This is a genomic window from Pseudomonas sp. SLFW (genome assembly GCF_009905615.1).
Lineage (GTDB): Bacteria > Pseudomonadota > Gammaproteobacteria > Pseudomonadales > Pseudomonadaceae > Aquipseudomonas > Aquipseudomonas bambusae.
Window position 1 is genome coordinate 361,215 of the sequence record NZ_JAAAKW010000004.1, and the last position, 17,489, is coordinate 378,703.

General features: G+C 60.4%; 15 protein-coding genes. 5 read left to right on the forward strand and 10 right to left on the reverse strand.

Annotated features, from left to right (window positions below):
- Nucleotides 1-55 precede the first annotated feature (55 nt).
- Nucleotides 56-490 carry a hypothetical protein gene (locus GVN17_RS10050; RefSeq protein WP_166595097.1) on the forward strand — a complete coding sequence of 145 codons (435 nt, stop codon included), beginning with the start codon at nucleotides 56-58 and terminating at the stop codon, nucleotides 488-490.
- Between the two features lie 41 nt (nucleotides 491-531).
- Here the strand turns inward: GVN17_RS10050 and GVN17_RS10055 are convergent, their stop codons facing one another.
- Nucleotides 532-846 carry a hypothetical protein gene (locus GVN17_RS10055; RefSeq protein ID WP_166595098.1) on the reverse strand — a complete coding sequence of 105 codons (315 nt, stop codon included), beginning with the start codon at nucleotides 844-846 and terminating at the stop codon, nucleotides 532-534.
- A gap of 920 nt (nucleotides 847-1,766) precedes the next feature.
- Here GVN17_RS10055 and GVN17_RS10060 point away from each other — a divergent pair.
- On the forward strand, nucleotides 1,767-3,197 hold the full coding sequence (locus GVN17_RS10060) for a pyridine nucleotide-disulfide oxidoreductase (protein ID WP_166595099.1): 1,431 nt from the start codon (nucleotides 1,767-1,769) through the stop codon (nucleotides 3,195-3,197).
- Between the two features lie 174 nt (nucleotides 3,198-3,371).
- On the forward strand, nucleotides 3,372-4,304 hold the full coding sequence (locus tag GVN17_RS10065) for a ketopantoate reductase family protein (protein WP_166595100.1): 933 nt from the start codon (nucleotides 3,372-3,374) through the stop codon (nucleotides 4,302-4,304).
- Nucleotides 4,305-4,491: 187 nt separating this feature from the next.
- On the opposite strand, the gene GVN17_RS10070 is transcribed toward GVN17_RS10065, so the two are convergent.
- Nucleotides 4,492-5,736 (reverse strand): M20/M25/M40 family metallo-hydrolase, encoded by a 1,245-nt coding sequence (locus GVN17_RS10070; RefSeq protein WP_166595101.1) that lies wholly within the window; start codon nucleotides 5,734-5,736, stop codon nucleotides 4,492-4,494.
- Nucleotides 5,737-5,914: 178 nt separating this feature from the next.
- On the opposite strand from GVN17_RS10070, the gene GVN17_RS10075 reads away from it, so the two are divergent.
- Nucleotides 5,915-6,157 (forward strand): DUF465 domain-containing protein, encoded by a 243-nt coding sequence (locus tag GVN17_RS10075; RefSeq protein WP_166595102.1) that lies wholly within the window; start codon nucleotides 5,915-5,917, stop codon nucleotides 6,155-6,157.
- Nucleotides 6,158-6,360: 203 nt separating this feature from the next.
- Here GVN17_RS10075 and csrA read toward each other — a convergent pair whose 3' ends face one another.
- From csrA to GVN17_RS10090, 3 genes are all read right to left on the reverse strand, one after another.
- The gene (gene csrA, locus GVN17_RS10080) at nucleotides 6,361-6,552 is read right to left on the reverse strand and encodes a carbon storage regulator CsrA (RefSeq protein WP_166595181.1); all 192 of its coding nucleotides are present in this window, start codon (nucleotides 6,550-6,552) and stop codon (nucleotides 6,361-6,363) included.
- Nucleotides 6,553-7,111: 559 nt separating this feature from the next.
- The gene (locus GVN17_RS10085) at nucleotides 7,112-8,464 is read right to left on the reverse strand and encodes a GntP family permease (RefSeq protein ID WP_166595103.1); all 1,353 of its coding nucleotides are present in this window, start codon (nucleotides 8,462-8,464) and stop codon (nucleotides 7,112-7,114) included.
- A gap of 115 nt (nucleotides 8,465-8,579) precedes the next feature.
- Nucleotides 8,580-9,095 (reverse strand): gluconokinase, encoded by a 516-nt coding sequence (locus GVN17_RS10090; RefSeq protein WP_166595182.1) that lies wholly within the window; start codon nucleotides 9,093-9,095, stop codon nucleotides 8,580-8,582.
- Between the two features lie 271 nt (nucleotides 9,096-9,366).
- Here GVN17_RS10090 and GVN17_RS10095 point away from each other — a divergent pair, with 271 nt between their 5' ends.
- Nucleotides 9,367-10,383, forward strand: coding sequence for a LacI family DNA-binding transcriptional regulator (locus tag GVN17_RS10095; RefSeq protein ID WP_166595104.1), 1,017 nt, complete (start codon nucleotides 9,367-9,369; stop codon nucleotides 10,381-10,383).
- A gap of 139 nt (nucleotides 10,384-10,522) precedes the next feature.
- Here the strand turns inward: GVN17_RS10095 and GVN17_RS10100 are convergent, their stop codons facing one another.
- From GVN17_RS10100 to glcD, 5 genes are all read right to left on the reverse strand, one after another.
- Nucleotides 10,523-12,700 carry a malate synthase G gene (locus GVN17_RS10100; RefSeq protein WP_166595105.1) on the reverse strand — a complete coding sequence of 726 codons (2,178 nt, stop codon included), beginning with the start codon at nucleotides 12,698-12,700 and terminating at the stop codon, nucleotides 10,523-10,525.
- Nucleotides 12,701-12,945: 245 nt separating this feature from the next.
- Nucleotides 12,946-13,353: a heme-binding protein gene (locus GVN17_RS10105; RefSeq protein ID WP_166595106.1), complete on the reverse strand. Its 408-nt coding sequence runs from the start codon at nucleotides 13,351-13,353 to the stop codon at nucleotides 12,946-12,948.
- A 45-nt stretch (nucleotides 13,354-13,398) separates the two neighbouring features.
- Complete coding sequence (glcF, locus tag GVN17_RS10110; protein WP_166595107.1) at nucleotides 13,399-14,622, reverse strand: glycolate oxidase subunit GlcF; 1,224 nt, start codon at nucleotides 14,620-14,622, stop codon at nucleotides 13,399-13,401.
- Nucleotides 14,623-14,624: 2 nt separating this feature from the next.
- Entirely contained in the window at nucleotides 14,625-15,722 is a 1,098-nt protein-coding gene (gene glcE, locus GVN17_RS10115) for a glycolate oxidase subunit GlcE (protein ID WP_166595108.1), read from the reverse strand.
- Nucleotides 15,722-17,221: a glycolate oxidase subunit GlcD gene (gene glcD / locus GVN17_RS10120; RefSeq protein ID WP_166595109.1), complete on the reverse strand. Its 1,500-nt coding sequence runs from the start codon at nucleotides 17,219-17,221 to the stop codon at nucleotides 15,722-15,724. Before glcD ends, glcE begins: the two co-directional genes overlap by 1 nt.
- Nucleotides 17,222-17,489: the final 268 nt, after the last annotated feature.

Below are 17,489 nucleotides of genomic sequence, written 5' to 3' on the forward strand. Positions count from 1 at the left end.
TCGCCATCGGCGGCGGCATGCCGATCACGATCTGAATTGAGGCCAAGGGGAATGCATGGCGGAGTCTCGGCCCGGAACCACCCAAGCGTTTGCAGAGGGTGAATCCTTCACAAAGATGCTTCGCCGACGCAAGGTGATGATAGGCGTTGGTGCGTTGCTGGGCATTGTGCTGGTGTGTGTGGCGGCGATTCTGATCATGCTGCAACGCCTGGAAGCCAGAAATGCCTCGTTTCAACCTCCGATGACGGAGCTTGAGCGTCAGCGCCTGTTGCCGCCCGACCCGATTCTCGACGCCGCGCCCAAGCTCGATGGCTTGCGCTATGGCCGGCAAGACGAGCCCGGTTCGGGCGCAGGAGCCGGCGGATATTCGCCGGTGGAAAACGATACGTCTCAAGAGGGTGGGGCGCTGACCCGCGCCTTGATGCAGCGCACTGACGAATTACACGCTGAGACCGGCGTGCGTGCCTCGGCCCAACGCCCTCGACATTGATCGTCCAAAAGAATCTCGCCTCCGATCTCAGGCTGACGCCCTCAGTGCGTGCGTCGCCGATGCTCATTCTCGAACAGCAGCCTGAATTGCGCCTCACCGCTGTCTTGCGTCGCGTAATGGTCACGCACAGGACCTGCCTCTATCCGGCCGTCCATCGCGACCCGAATGATCGCTGATTTGGACAGGTAGTCCGGAACGTCGCCGATGATGGTCAGCTCGCGCAAGGTGTGGCCGTCGTGTTCGATCGTCGCCAATCGGACTCTGCACGTCGCCTGCATGGGGATCGGGCCGAACAAGGTGTCCCGTGAGTAATCGATTTCGGCAATGCTGGACCGAAGGTTTTTCTCAGCATTCATGGCGGCGACCTCTATATCCATTCAAAAGTGAGCGTAAGCCTGACAATGGAGCAGGATCTGCTTGAAATAGTTCTGTTTTTTTGACTGGAAAGGGCGCCATTCATCGGCTGTCAAATTTGGCGTCGGGGTTGAGCGCGATGTCACACCTCAGTAAAACCGGCGTCATTAAATTGCCTGGCATTGGCTGCTGATCATTTAATGCGTGTCTTTTGCATCGGCCGCATCATTACTTGTTATTGGCGGCAGAAAGTCGACTGTTTAGTGGGAAATAAGCGTCCAACTTTTAAAGCACAGCCTCTGGCATTGAGGAGCAACATACTGTTTTTCTATTTTAAAAATCGATGGGTCCGCCGTGGGTTGCCAGTATTTTGTCGTCAAAATATAAAACCTATTTAAATCAGCATGTTGAAACGTGTAAACACCGATTTCTTCATTTTCTCGAAAATTTGACACTTCTCAGGTTTTTTGAAACTATCGCTTTACAGTTTTGATAGTAACGGGCCTCTGGATAGCCAACTACCTATTGAACTTGGCACCTCAGATGCTGCACCAAGGACGTCCGGCGACAGGGCGGTAGCGTCTCTGAAAATTCATCGCTCGTTTTTTCAACTCATTGACAAACATGCCATTTATGGTGTGCCGATCAGTGGTATCCGACATTTGAGTAAGTGTCTGTAAACGCCTAAAAGTACCACGGAGTACTGCCCGGGCCGGGTGAGATACGTTTGTTTCAAGCATTGGCGCACACGGCCACTTGTGACAGTAGTCGCACCCCGAGTTTGTTATCAACTTATTAGTTGTCAGTATCCAGTTTGACATAAATGGAAGTCACGTCAGCGCGGGCAGCGGGTTGTGCCTGTCCTTCAGGGTTCAGTCTTCGGGCTGCACTCAAAGCATCGACTAAGTTCGGAGTCAAGATTATGTATGGAGATCATCTGGAAACCGTTTGCGGTTGTGTTGTAGGGGGTGCCGGGCCTGCAGGCATGGGATTGCTTTTCAATGCATTGAAAAGCGGTGCAATGCCGGAGCTTGCCAAGGAAGGCCTGATCATTGTCGACGCGAGCCCCACACCGGGTACGGGTCGCCTTGGGGATTACCGGATTACCGCGAACTCCGTGGGTGACGTGTTCCTCGACTGTCTTCGCGATCCTGCGCTGCGTGACGTATTCGAGCCGCTTGAGCATTCGCCTGCCTACTGGCGTATCCGCCGACAGGCGCAGAGCGCCCCGCAACTGGCAGATGTCGCCGAACTGCTGGCGGAAGCCTCGACCCTGGTGCTGAATTTCATCGTCGAACATTACGGCGTCAAGCTGTGGACCAGTACGACGATCACCGAAGTGGTGAGCCACGACGACGAGTATCAGGTGTGGGTCGAGTCCGAGGGGCGTTCCCGGCGTATTCGCTGCCGCGCTGTCGTGCTGAACCTCGGTGGGCGTCAAGACCCCCAGCATTTGCTTGACAGCCTCGCGGATCAAGGCCTCGCCGTTCCGCCGTCATCGCGGGTGCTGAGCGCTGATCTGCTGTTGCGCATGAATGGCGTGCAACTGCGGGATTATTTTGCGCCCACCTTGGCGGGCAAGGGCCGGATAAGCGTAGTCGGCGGTTCGCACAGCGCGTTTTCAGTGCTGGAAAATCTGGCGGACGCGCTGGAGTTCGCAGGCCTGGCCGAAGTGACGCTGGTGCACCGTTCTCCCATCCGGCTGTTCTACGAGACCGCGCAGGCGGCAACCGATGCCGGTTATGCCTTCGACCCGCTGAGAGACGTGTGCCCGGTGTCCGGTCGCGTCAATCGTTCGGGCGGCTTGCGCTATCGAGCGCTGGACGTCGGACGCGAGGCGCTGGCCAACGGGCACATCGGCAAGACGGGCGTGCGGGTGCAACTGCTGCAAACTCAGAACGGTCCGCAAGGCCAATACGAAGGTGCGCGCCAGGCGTTGCTGGAGTCCGACGTGGTGGTCCAGTGCACCGGTTATCAGCCCTTGCTGCCTGCGCTGAGTTACGCGGGCGGTGGTGCTATCAACCTGATGGCCGTCAAAGGCGGCGTGGATTCCGACCCGTCGGGTTGCCCGCTCGACAGCCATGGACAGCGGCTCTACGGTCTTCACTTGTTCGGCTTGGGTGCAGGGCTGGGCGTAGACCCTCGACTGGGCAGCGAAGCCTCATTTGACGGGCGCATTTATGGCGTCTGGCAGTTCCACCACGATGCCAGCGGAGCCGTCATCGACGCTGTCATTCAGCGCTTGCAGCAGCCTGTGCTGCAACCGGTCAGCCTCAGCCGCAAACAGGTCGTCAGCCGCGAAGAGCAGCGCCATCCGTTCCTCTGGCCAGTCTTGGCCAACGCTCAATCCTGACCCGGCCTTGCTGCATCGACATCCCGGACCGCCTGCGCGGGCCGGGATTTTTTTTGCCTGCAATATGTTGGTCATCATGAAACTTTTGGGTAGAGTCGGCGCCATCATCTGTTCCGGGCATCTATTCTGGAGTGTCCGAACACTCTGACCGTCTCGACGAGGAATCGACAGAACATGCGTATTTTGATCGTGGGTGCAGGTGCGATTGGGGGCTACTTCGGTGGCCGGTTGCTGGAAGCCGGGCGTGACGTGACCTTTCTGGTACGACAGGGACGAGCAGAAGAGCTGGACCAGAACGGTCTGATTGTTCGCAGTCCGGCGGGTGATATCGATTACCCATCGCCCCCTCATGTCATGACGTCCATGTTGAACACGACGTTCGACCTGATCCTGCTCAGTTGCAAGGCCTACGACCTCGATGCGGCCATGGAGTCTTTCGCGGCTGCGGTGGGGCCTGACACGCTGATTCTGCCGATGCTCAACGGCATGTCTCATCTGGATCGACTGAGCAAGCGCTTCAGCCCGGACAACGTGCTCGGCGGTCTGGCGTTCATCTCGGTGGACCGCGACGCGTCGGGCAAGATTCTGCACTTGAACGAGCTTCATCAGATCACCTTCGGCGAGTTGGAGGGTGCGCGGACGCCGAGAATTCTCAAGGTGGAAGAAGCCCTCTCCGATGCAGGATTCGTCGCCACGCTGAGTGAGCAGATCGTTCAGGAAATGTGGGAAAAGTGGTGTTTCATTGCCACGCTCGCCGGCGTGACGGGATCGCTGCGCGCAAGCATCGGGGATGTGATCGCCAGCGGAGGGGAGTCGTTTGTTCTTGAGCTCCTTGCAGAATGCGCAGCCGTCGCCGCGCAAGCCAGTCACGGCGTTCGGGAGGAAGTCCGCCAACGTTTCCAGACCATGCTGACCGCGCAAGGCTCCAAAATGACGGCGTCGATGCTGCGAGATGTGGAGCGGGGCGCGACCATCGAAGTCGAGCATCTGATTGGTGACATGGTTGCCCGGCGGGGTAGCCGGAAACAGGACGGCCTTTCGCCCCTTGATGTCGTCTACCTGAACCTCAAGTCCTACGAAGCCCGTCGAGTGCGTGAACAGGGTTGACCGGCACTCTGTGGACCGCCTGAGCGTGTCCGTGCCTCACCGCGCGCGTTGAGGCGCGCACGGTCTCTACGGTGGGAGCACATTCATTCGCGAGACGGCGGCACATCCGACGCATATCCATCGTCTGCGCCTGTTCACGAACGGTCCGCTCTCACCCTTGGTCATGCGTATCCAGCGTGGCGATCAGTCACTTCGCCTTCGCCAGTTCCATGATCATCCGCGTCAGCAGGTAGATCCGTGGCGAGACGCTGTCCACTTCGGCGTATTCCTCCGGCGTGTGGATATTGCCGCCGACGATGCCGAAGCCGTCCAGCGTCGGCACGCCAACCCCTGCCGACAGGCTGGCGTCCGCCGCGCCGCCGCTGCCTTCGATGGTCAATTTGCGGCCGATTTCGCCGTAAATGCCTTGCGCCATGTCCACCAGTCTGTCCGACTCCGCGGTCTGCGGCATCGGTGGCAGGCCACGGTCCAGGTGGGTGGTCACTTCGGTTTCCGGAATCAGCTTGTTGGCCGAGACCCGCGCCAGGTCTTTTTCGATGCGGTCGAATTCCTCCGGCACCGCTGCGCGTACGTCCGCCTTGGCCGTTGCCTGATCCGGGATCACGTTCACCCGATCCCCGGCATTGAGCACGGTGAAGTTGATGGTGGTTTTCTTCTCGGCGTCGCCCAACTGACCCAGTTGCAGGATCTGGTGCGCAGCCTCCATCGCCGCATTACGGCCCAATTCCGGCGCGACCCCGGCATGGGAGGCCTTGCCTTTCACTTCGACCACCGCCGTCGCGCTGCCTTTGCGCCACACCACCAAACCATCGGCAGGACGACCCGGTTCAAGGTTCAGCGTCACATCGTGCTGCTTCGCCACTTTCTGGATCAGCTCGGTCGCGCCCTTGGAGCCTGTTTCCTCACTGGCGTCGAGCAGGAAGGTGATCTGCGCGTAGTCCTTGAAGTCCAGGTTCTTCAGAATCTTCAGCGCATAAAGTCCGGCGACGATCCCGCCCTTGTCGTCCATCACCCCCGGCCCATACGCGCGGCCGTCTTTGATGTGGAAAGGGCGGGCGGCGGCCGAGCCTTCCTTGAACACAGTGTCCATGTGCGCCATCAGCAGGATTTTCGCCTTGCCGGTGCCTTTGAGGGTGGCGACTACATGGCTGCTTTTGTCAGGCGCGGTATTGGGAATGGTCTCGATGGTGGCGCCGAGTTTTTTCAGTTCCTCGACAGTGATTTCCCGTACCTGCGTCAGACCGGGCTCATAGCCGGAGCCCGTGTCGATATTGACGAGACGTTCCAGCAGTTTCAGCGCTTCGTCCTTGTACTGCTCGGCATCGGCTTGCACTTGTTTATGGGGTTCTGCGAGGGCAGCGGGAACGGCCAGAAAGGCGAGGCTCAGCGCGAGGGTACTGGCGAGAAAGGAGCGGGCGAAAGGCAGCGTCATGGGTCGATCCTTGATGTTGTTATGGAAGGTTTCGGTTCATACCCTAGCGGCTTGTACAGGATTGTGCATGTCGAAATGCGACATGGCGAGCGGTCCGGCGGCTCGGCAAAAAACGTCGAACCTTTGCCGTGAGCTACCCTCAATACTTCAACATCCGCAGTCAGAGGAGCAGCGCACCATGCCCGTCAAGCACGATTTGTACGCCGATTTGAACATCACCCGGGACGAACTGGGCAAGCATCGGAGCAAAGATGCCAAGCTCAATCAGTTGGTGGATGACTATGAAACGCTGGATGCCGATATCGTCAAGGCAGAGGCGGGGTCTGCGGGGGATGTCTCGGACGACCAGCTAAAGAAACTCAAGGAAAAACGTTTGCTGGCCAAGGACAAGATCGTCCAGCAGGTCACGTCACTTCACTGATTGGCTTGGGTTCCGGTGATCAATACGGCGGGCACTCTCTGGAGTGGTCGCCGTTTTAGTCTGAGCTTCGCGTCTTGAGCGTGAACGTCTCATGGATCCAAAACTTACGCGAAAAAAAACGGCGCCGGGGCATGCGCCGTTTCTTTTTTGTCTGTCACCGGGCAGTGGCAGACGACGTACTTAAGAAGATGAACCGGGTTGGCTTACTGTTGTGGCTCTTGGTTTGGCGCGATCTCGGCTTGGATACGTTTGTAGATTTCTTCACGGTGCACTGAAACGTTCTTCGGCGCGTTGATGCCGAGTCTGACCTGAAGGCCCTGAACGCCCAGAATGGTGACAGTGATTTCGTCACCAATGTTTATGCTTTCGCCGACTTTGCGGGTGAGTATCAACATAATCTTTTCCTTGATGGCCTCTTGAAGCGCCTCTACCAGGAGGCTGGCGTTAGCCTTTGGGTGGTGGTTATTGCCGAGTGCATCCAAATGCGTTCATCAGTATGACGCCGTTGGTACGTTTTTAATTCCCCAGGTTCATCTTCTTGTCATTGGCGGGGTTTCCCTGAGGCCAACTGGCACACGAATTTTTGCCTGCTTTGGTGCAGTAAGTCCCCTACAGATTGGCTATGACTTCCATAGCCAAATCCGGAGCGGCGCCTATTGCACACTCCTTTCGCATTTATTGCAAAGAACTCGTGCCGGGCGGCGATGAAATTTTTCGCGGAATTGCCTGTGCGCGATCTCCTAGAGCAGTGTAGGAGACTTCCGAATTGTGTGACGGCAAAGTGAGAACGCGAGGAAAGAAATAGTGTTATGTCCACCATTTGGGGGAATAGCACGTATAGGACGGCCTATGGAGGGCGCTCAAGCATCGGGAGGGATTCAGAACTGACATGCCCACCGCGAGGGTGGGCATGGGGTGTTGCGAAGCGTGTGCAGCGGTCAGCGGATCAGCGGATCAGACCACCAACGACAACAGCATGATCAGGATGATGCCGACCACGGACAGGATGGTTTCCATCACGGTCCAGGTTTTCAGGGTCTCGACCACGGTCATGTTGAAGTACTGCTTCACCAGCCAGAAACCGGCGTCGTTCACGTGGGACAGGATCAGCGAGCCCGCGCCGGTGGCCAGCACCAGCAGCTCACGGTTGACGCCTGGCACCAGCGCCACGACCGGCGCAACGATACCGGCACCGGTGATGGTCGCCACGGTCGCGGAACCGGTGGCCACACGAATCACCGCGGCTACCAGCCACGCCAGCAGGATCGGCGAGATCTGCGCCTGAACGGCCATGTGACCGATCAGGTTGCCGACGCCGCTGTCCACCAGCATTTGCTTGAAGCCACCGCCCGCACCGACGATCAGCACGATGGCCGCGACCGGGGCGAGGCTCTGGTCCAGCAGCTTGATGATCTGCTCGCGGCTGAAGCCACGGGCCGAACCGAAGGTGTAGAACGCCAGCAGCAGGGCGAAGAGCAGGGCGGCGATCGGGTGACCGATGAAGTCCATCCAGATGCGGAAGATGTGGCCGTTCGGCAGCGCCACGTCCGCGAAGGTCTTCAGCAGCATCAGGAACACGGGCAGCAGAATGGTCACCAGCGTAATGCCGAAGCTTGGCAGATTCTCGCTGGTGGATTCCTTGGCGATCTGGTCCATCAGCTCCTTGTTGGGGTTGCCGGGGATGCGGTTGGCGATCCACTTGCCGAAAATCGGACCGGCAATGATTGCCGTCGGGAACGCCACGATCAGGCCGTAGAAAATGGTCTTGCCGATGTCAGCGTTGAAGATGCCGATGGCTAGCAACGGACCCGGGTGCGGGGGCACCAGGCCGTGAACGGCGGACAGACCGGCCAGCAGCGGGATGCCGATCTTGACGATGGACACGCCGCTGCGACGGGCAACGATGAACACCAACGGGATCAACAGCACGAAACCGATTTCGAAGAACAGCGGGATGCCGACGAGGAACGCCGAAAACATCATGGCCCAATGCACGCGATCCTTGCCGAAGCGGCGGATCAGCGTCTGGGCGATCTGGTCGGCACCGCCGGAATCGGCCATCAGCTTGCCGAGCATGGTGCCCAGGCCGAGGATGATACCGACGAAGCCCAGCACGCCGCCAAAACCGTCCTGGAACGATTTCATGACTTTGTCGACCGGCATCCCGGAGGTCAGACCGAGGAAACCGGCTGCAATGGTCAGTGCAATAAAAGGGTGGACTTTAAACTTGGTGATCAATAGCACGAGGCCAATGATGGTCACCAACGCATCGACGAGTAGATACGTCTCTTGAGTCATACCGAACATGGGGTGTCTCTCCGTTGTATTTTGTTTTTTTGGAGCTACTGCTCAACGCTGTTGTTCACTGCCGTGTGTACTTGAAAAGACAGCGCTATCTTTGTCGCTCACGCCTGATCCTGAATCAGGAGCCGGTGAGAGCGTTGGCAGATGGGGTTTGCGAGGCTTTCCACCAGTCGGCGGCTTCCACGCCAATGGTTTCGATCGATTTCGTCGCGTCCACCACCAACGTGCGGTCTTCACCGTACGGCGGTTCGAGAGTAGCGAACTGGCTGTCCACCAGACTGGCAGGCATGAAATGGCCCGGACGGTGGGCGCAACGCTCGGTGGCGAGTTCTTTGGTCAGCTCAAGAAACACGAAGCCCAGGCCCGGCACGGCAGCGCGCAGGCGGTCTCGGTAAATCAGCTTGAGGGAGGAGCAGGTGAGAATCGGCTTTTCGCCGTTGCGCAGCGCGGCGGCGACTTCTTCACCCAGACGTGTGAGCCAGCCTGCGCGGTCTTCGTCATTGAGGGGATGGCCAGCGCTCATCTTCTCGATGTTCGCTTTGGGGTGAAAGGCGTCGCCTTCGATGAGGCGGCCACCGCTGTGTTTGGCGATTTCAGCACCCACGGCACTTTTGCCGCAGCCTGAAACGCCCATGATCACGAGGGCGGAGATAGCGTGTGGAGCAGTCGTCATAAAAACCTCTTCCCGAAGACAGCGCTGTCTTTGTCGGATGGTGTGCAAGTCCGGCAAGACTGTTTCCGGGTGTAGTCATTGTTATGGGTATCTCGCTTATCCATGAGATGCATAGGCTCCATTCGACGCATGGGTCGAAGAAGTTGCGGGCCTCCGTGAGATAGCGCTACCTTAGAGCCCATCCGACACAATCGCAACCCCTTCGCTTTCACTTCCAATCAGTTGGCAACGCATGACACGCATTGGTTCCCGCTCCACCGGTCGTCCTACCTTGAATGAAGTCGCAAAACTGGCCGCTGTCTCGCCCATTACGGCGTCCCGAGCCCTGCGCGGCGTGGCCACGGTCGCGCCAGAACTGGTGGAGAAGGTGCGGGCGGCTGCGCTGAGTCTAGGCTATGTCGCCAACCCTGCCGCCCGGGCTCTGGCGTCCTCGCAGAGTCAGTCGGTGGTGGTGCTGGTGCCGTCGCTGTCCAACCAGCTGTTCATCGAAACTCTCGAAGCGATTCAGACCGTATTGCGCCCTCGCGGGCTTGAGGTGGTGATCGGCAACTATCACTACTCGCCGGTCGAAGAAGAGAACCTGCTGCGCAGTCATTTGGCGAATCGCCCAAGAGGCATTTTGCTGACCGGTTTTGACCGCAGCCAGGCGGCGCAGACTTTGTTGGCCACCAGCGGCGTGCCGTGCGTGCACATGATGGAACTCGACCCTGAGCGTGGCGAGCCCTGCGTGGGGTTTTCGCAGCAGCAGGCGGGGGCCGAAGCGGCGCGGCATCTGTTGAGTCGCGGGCGTCGGCGGCTGGCTTATGTGTCGGCGCAACTGGACCCGCGAGTGATCCAGCGTGGCACCGGGTTTCGCGGGGCGCTGGAAGCGGAAGGGCTGTATGACGAGGCGTTGCAGTTTTCCACGCCGATGCCGTCATCGATCGGGTTGGGCGGGGAGATGTTCGCGCAGTTGATGGAGGCGCACCCGGACGTTGACGGGATTTTCTTCTGTAACGACGATTTGGCTCAGGGCGCGACGCTGGAAGCGCTGCGTCGGGGCATTAAAATTCCTGAGCAAGTGTCGCTGATCGGCTTCAACGATTTGCCGGGTTCGGCGCACATGGTCCCGCGCCTGACCTCGATCCGCACCCCCCGCGAACAGGTCGGCCAGCGCGCCGCGCAATTGCTGCTCGGGTTGCTGGACGGCAATGTGCAGGAGGAACAGGTGGACCTGGGATTTGAGCTGGTGGTGCGGGAAAGTACCTGATCGCAGCCGGTCACTGAACGATCTGGAGAAGCGAATTCATTCGCGAAACGGCGTTGCAGACGACACATGTGCATCGAATGTACTGGCCTTTCACGAATAAATTCGTCCTACAGTAGAACCGCGTTTCAGCCGTTGAGAATCACTCTTCCTTCTTGAACGCCAATCGGAATTCGTGCAACAGCGGTTCGGTGTACCCGCTCGGTTGCGCGCAGCCTTTGAACACCAGTGCGCACGCCGCCTGGAACGCGACTGATTTTTCGAAATTCTCGGTCATCGGTTTATAGGCCCGGTCCCCGGCGTTCTGTTTGTCCACGACCTTGGCCATGCGCTTGAGGGTTTCCATCGCCTCATGCTCATGAATCACGCCATGGCGCAGCCAGTTGGCAATGTGCTGGCTGGAAATGCGCAACGTGGCGCGGTCTTCCATCAGGCCGACGTTGTGAATGTCCGGCACCTTCGAACAGCCCACCCCTTGCTCGACCCAACGCACCACGTAGCCTAGCAGGCCTTGGGCGTTGTTTTCGACTTCTTGCTGAATCTGCTCGGGTGTCCATTTCCGATCGGCAGCGACCGGGATGCTCAGCAAGTCCAGGAGGATCTGTTCGCTCTCGCTGTCCAGATCGATGTTCTCCAGCGTCTGCTGCACGGCCTTCACATCGATCTTGTGATAATGCAGCGCATGCAGCGTCGCCGCCGTCGGCGAAGGCACCCACGCAGTCGTCGCACCAGCTTGCGGATGGCCGATTTTCTGTTCCAGCATGTCGGCCATCAGGTCCGGCATCGCCCACATGCCCTTGCCGATCTGCGCCCGACCGCGCAAACCGCAGGCCAGTCCGACCAGCACGTTGTTGCGCTCGTAGGCCTTGATCCACGGGGTGGCTTTCATGTCGCCCTTGCGCAGCATCGGCCCGGCTTCCATCGAGGTGTGCATCTCATCGCCGGTGCGGTCCAGAAAACCGGTGTTGATGAACGCGACCCGCGCCGAGGCCGCGTTGATGCAGGCCTTGAGGTTGACGCTGGTGCGCCGTTCCTCGTCCATGATCCCCATTTTCAGGGTGTTGCGCGGGACCTTCAGCACGTCTTCGATGCGACCGAACAACTGATCGGCGAACGCCACTTCCGCCGGGCCGTGCATCTTCGGTTTGACGATGTACACACTGCCGGTCCGCGAGTTGGTGCGGTCGTGGAGGTCGTGCAGGGCGATCAGGCTGGTGATCACGCCGTCGAGAATGCCTTCGGGAATTTCCTTGTTGCCGTCGTACAGGATCGCGGGGTTGGTCATCAGGTGGCCGACGTTGCGAATGAACAGCAGCGAGCGACCGTGCAAGGTCAGCCGACCGCCGTCCGCGCCCACGTATTCGCGGTCAGGGTTCAGGCGGCGAATGATCGTCTTGCCGCCCTTGACCAGTTCCTCGGTCAGGTCGCCTTTCATCAGGCCCAGCCAGTTGCGGTAGATCACCAGCTTGTCGTCGGCATCGACGGCGGCCACCGAGTCTTCGCAATCGATGATGGTCGACAGCGCGGCTTCCAGCAGCAGGTCTTTGATGCCTGCCGGATCGGAGCTGCCGATAGGGCTGGTGGGGTCGAGCTGGATTTCGATGTGCAGGCCGTGGTTCTTCAGCAGAATCGCCGTGGGCTGTGCGAGATCACCCTGATAACCAACGTATTTTTCAGGCTGAGCGAGCGGCGACTGGCTGCCGTCGGTGAGGGTCACAATCAGCGCGCCGCTGTCCACGGCGTAGGCTTTGGCGTCGACGTGGGAACCGGAGGCGAGCGGGGCGGCCTCGTCGAGCAGCGCGCGGGCGAACGCGATCACCTTGGCGCCCCGCAACGGGTTGTAACCGGCCTTGATCTCGGCGCCATTGGCGCTGGAAATGGCGTCGGTGCCGTACAGCGCGTCGTACAGCGAACCCCAGCGGGCGTTGGCGGCGTTAAGGGCGTAGCGCGCGTTGGCCGCAGGTACTACCAGTTGCGGACCGGCTTGTTCGCTGACTTCGATATCGACCTTGCTGGTGGTCGCCTGGACGGTATCGGGCACCGGTTGCAGGTAGCCAATGGAATCGAGAAAGGCGATGTACGCGGGCATGTCGGTGACGGGGCCCGGGTTGGATTTGTGCCACTTGTCGAGCTGGGTCTGCAAGCGATCACGCTCGGCCAGCAGCTCGCGGTTGATCGGCGCCAGGTCGTGGACCAGCGAATCGAAATCGGCCCAGAACACCTCCGGGCTCAACCCGGTTCCGGGAAGCACGTCCTCGTCGACAAAGCGTTTCAGATTGGCGGCCACCTTGAGGTTGTGGCTGTTGACGAATTCGGTCATCTCGGGGTCCTCGTTAAAAAATACTGAATGAAACTACGCAGTTTTGTCTCTGCCCGACGGACGTGATTCTGGCCGAAGACCGTGGGAGTTGGCTTGCCTACGATCTGGCGCGAAGCGGCAGCAAATCCTGCGAACTCGGTTGTGCCAGGCACACCGCATACACCGGTTTTACTGCCAGTTCCTGGCAGATCGCAGGCAAGCCAGCTCCTACGCCCTCCGGGCAAAATCAAAAGCGTGGCAGCTACTTAACCTGCGTTCACGGCCGCCACGCCAGCCTTGGCCACCTGCGCGTCCTGATCGGCCTTTACCCCTGACACGCCCACCGCGCCGATGGTCTCGCCACCGACAATCACCGGCACGCCACCTTCCAGCGACGTCAGCAAAGGCGCCGTCACGAACGCGGTGCGCCCGCCGTTGACCATTTCTTCATAGCCCTTGGATTCGCGACGACCCAGCGCCGAGGTGCGGGCTTTTTCGATGGCGATGTAGCCGCCGATCGGCGCGCAGCCGTCCAGGCGTTCGAAGCCCAGCAGGTGGCCGCCGTCATCGGTCACGGCAATCGACACCGCCCATCCATTGGCCTGCGCCTCGGCACGGGCAGCAGCGAGGATCTGGGTGACTTCGGTCTGGGTCAATACGGCTTTGGTTTTCATGCAGCGCTCCTTAGGGGTGTGGTCAGTGTGCAAGACGGCCCGTGATCAACTGGGATGCAAGGCGTCTTCGATAAGTTCGATCCAGTGTTTGACCGGGGTGCGCCCGGCACTGGCCAAATGGGTCTGACAACCGATGTTGGCGGTCGCGATGACCTCCGGGTTGCCGCTTTCCAGCGCGTTCATTTTGTTGTCGCGCAGTTGCTTCGAGAGCACCGGCTGGGTGATCGAATAGGTGCCCGCCGAGCCACAGCATAGGTGACTGTCAGGCACGGCGGTCAGGTTGAAGCCCAGCCGCGTCAGGACCGACTCCACCGCGCCCCCCAATTTCTGCGCGTGTTGCAGCGTGCAAGGGCAGTGGAACGCCAGCTTGGCACTGGTGCAGGCGCCGAGTTTTTCCAGCGGCTCGGCGCGCATCACTTCCACCAGGTCCTTGGTCAGCGCGCTGATCTTCGCCGCCTTGTCGGCATAGGCGGGGTCGTCCCGCAGCATGTGCCCGTAATCCTTGACGAACGCCCCGCAGCCGCTGGCCGTTTGCACGATGGCTTCGGCCCCGGCCTGCACGCTCGGCCACCACGCGTCGATGTTGCGACGGGCGCGTTCCAGGCCTTGCGCCTGCGCGTTCAAGTGATAATCCACCGCGCCGCAGCATCCGGCCTGAGCGATGGATTTGACGCTGATGCCCAGTCGATCCAGCACCCGCGCTGTCGCCGCATTGGTGTTGGGCGACAGGCCTGGCTGCACGCAGCCTTCGAGGATCAACACCTGACGGGCGTGCTGCTGGGTGGGACGCGCCTTGGCCGGACGAATCTGGCCCGGAAGCTTGTCCTTCAACGCGCCGGGCAGCAGTGGCCGAAACGCGTTGCCCATCTGGGTCAAGGATTTGAACAGCCCGGCGTTCGGCACCACGGCACGCAGGCTTTCCCGCATCACGCGCTGACTCATCGGCCGCGGCACGGCGGCATCGACCACCGCCCGGCCAATGTCCAGCAGGTTGTGGTAATTCACCCCGGAGGGGCAGGTGGTTTCGCAGTTGCGGCAGGACAGGCAGCGGTCGAGGTGCAGCTGGGTTTTCTCGGTGACTTCCTTGCCTTCCAGCACCTGCTTGATCAGGTAGATCCGGCCGCGCGGGCCGTCCAGCTCGTCGCCCAGCAATTGATAGGTCGGGCACGTGGCGTTGCAGAAACCGCAATGCACGCAACTGCGCAGAATGCTTTCCGCTTCTACGGCGCGGGGCAGGTTTTTCGCGTGTTCGCTCAGGGTGGTCTGCATGGTCAGATCTCCGCGTACATTCGGCCCGGATTGAAGATTCCGTGCGGATCGAGTTGCGCCTTGAGCTGGCGGTGATAGCGCAAGAGTGGCTCCGCCAATGGCTGAAACGGGCTGTCGTCCAGACCATGGCTGTAACAGATCGCATGGCCGCCGACCGCGCTGACGAGGGCGCGAATATCGCTGCCCGGCGCGTCGGTTTTCAGCCAGCGTTGCGCGCCGCCCCAGTCGATCAGTTGATCCCCCGGCAGGTCCAGCACCCCGGTGTTGGTCGGCAACGACAGGCGCCACAGCGGGCGGCCGTCGGTGAAGAAATCCAGCCGATGTTCGTTCAGTGCGCTCCAGTAAATCGGGTCGATGGACTCGCCACCGAGACGATCGTGAGCGGCGGCCACCGAGCCTTCGCCACCTTCCAGACGCAATCGCAGCACGCGCCCGTCATGGCTCGCCGCGCTGATCGGCAGCGGTTGCTGGCCCCATTCTGCCAGGCGGGCGAGGGCGTGAACGCTGTCCATTTCCAGCGCGAGGCTGGTGCACAGCCGAGGCCTGGGCAGGACTTTCAGCGAGACCTCGGTGATCACGCCGAGGCAGCCGAAACTGCCCGCCATCAGGCGCGACAGGTCATAACCTGCGACGTTTTTCATCACTTCGCCGCCGAATTTCAGATGCTTGCCCAGGCCAGTGATGACGCGAGTCCCGAGAACGAAATCCCGCACCGAACCGGACCAGGGCCGACGCGGCCCCGACAGCCCGGCTGCAATCATCCCGCCTACCGTCGCGTCGGTCACGCCACCGTCGCTGTAGGTCGGTGGCTCACACGGCAGCATCTGGCCCGCCGCCTCAAGCGCGGCATTCAACTCACTGAGCGGGGTTCCGGCGCGGGCGGTGATCACGAGTTCAGTCGGGTCGTACGTCACAATCCCACGATGCATGCGAGTGTCGAGCACTTCACCCGCCACTTCGCGACCGAGAAACGCTTTGCTGTTGGCGCCCTGAATGCGCAGCGGCAGCCCCACTTGAATGGCCTGATTGACCTGTTCCAGCAGCACGTCGCTGGCGTCGCGGTCCGACGCGCTGAGGTTCAATTGACGTTCGGCACCCATCAGAAACGCTCCAGTTCAGGGAAGGGCAGCTTGCCCATGTGCACATGCATCGAGCCGAATTCCGCACAGCGATGCAGGGTCGGAATGTTCTTGCCGGGGTTGAGCATGCCGCCGGGGTCGAATGCCGCTTTTACCGAATGAAACAGGGTCAGTTCGTCGCTGTTGAACTGCGCACACATCTGATTGATTTTCTCGCGACCCACGCCGTGTTCGCCGGTGATGCTGCCGCCGACCTTCACGCACAGTTCGAGGATCTTGCCGCCCAAGGCTTCGGCACGGTCCAGTTCGCCGGGTTGGTTGGCATCGAACAGAATCAACGGGTGCATGTTGCCGTCGCCCGCGTGGAAAACGTTGGCCACGCGCAGTCCGTATTCCTCGGACAGCGCGGAAATGCCCTTCAACACGCCCGGCAATTCCCGACGCGGGATGGTGCCGTCCATGCAGTAGTAATCCGGCGACAACCGACCCACGGCAGGGAAGGCGTTCTTGCGACCGGCCCAGAAGCGCACGCGCTCAGCCTCGTCTTTGGCCTGACGCACCTCCGTGGCCCCGGCCTTTTCCAGTACGGCCCGCACGCGATCGCAATCGGCGTGCACATCGGCCTCAACGCCGTCGAGTTCGCACAGCAGAATCGCTTCGGCGTCCACCGGGTAACCGGCGTGAATGAAGTCTTCAGCGGCGCGAATCGCCAGATTGTCCATCATTTCCAGCCCGCCAGGAATGATGCCCTCGGCAATGATGTCGCCCACGGCGCGCCCGGCTTTTTCCACCGAATCGAAGGCTGCCAGCAGCACCCGCGCCACTTGCGGCTTGGGCAGGAGTTTGACCGTGACCTCGGTGATGATGCCAAGCATGCCTTCGGAACCAGTGAACAGCGCCAGCAGGTCGAAACCGGGGGTGTCCAGCGCATCGGAGCCCAATACCATGCGCTCGCCCTCGACCGTCAGGATGTCGACCTTGAGCAGGTTGTGCACGGTCAGGCCGTATTTGAGGCAGTGCACGCCACCGGCGTTTTCCGCGACATTGCCGCCAATGGAGCAGGCAATTTGCGAGGACGGGTCGGGGGCGTAATAAAGGTCATACGGCGCTGCGGCCTGGGAAATCGCCAGGTTGCGCACGCCGGGTTGCACGCGGGCGAAACGTCCGGCGGGGTCGATGTGCAGAATCTTGTTGAAGCGTGCCATCACCAGCAGCACGCCTTTTTCCAGCGGCAGCGCGCCGCCGGACAGTCCGGTGCCCGCCCCGCGTGCCACCACCGGTACGCCGCGTTCGTGGCAGACCTTGAGCAGCGTCTGCACCTGCTCGACCCGCTCGGGCAACACCACCAGCATCGGCGTGGTGCGGTAGGCGGAGAGGCCGTCGCATTCGTAGGGGCGCAGTTCTTCCTCGCGGTGGAGGATGTCCAGATCCGGGAGGCGGGTCTGCAGGGCCTGTAGCAGCTGGGCCTTGTCGATGGCAGGCAGCGCGCCGTCGACGCGTTCGTCGTACAGAATATTCATGGTGGGGTTCGCAACCCTGTTTTGTTCTTATTGATTAAGGCCCGTTCACGGTGGGAACGTTCTAGGGCTGACTTGCATCATTGGCTGCGCGGGATTTACTGTCCATGTCTGAACGCACTGGTCGAACCAGTTTTTTTTGGCGTTTGCACAATGTGATTGAACAAAACATCATCAAATCAATGGGTTGTTAAGCGTCGCATGTTTTAAGCCTCTCTCAATGAGTGCTGGTCATACCACTGTCGGCGAGCGTCGAAGGCCGGGAGATGCG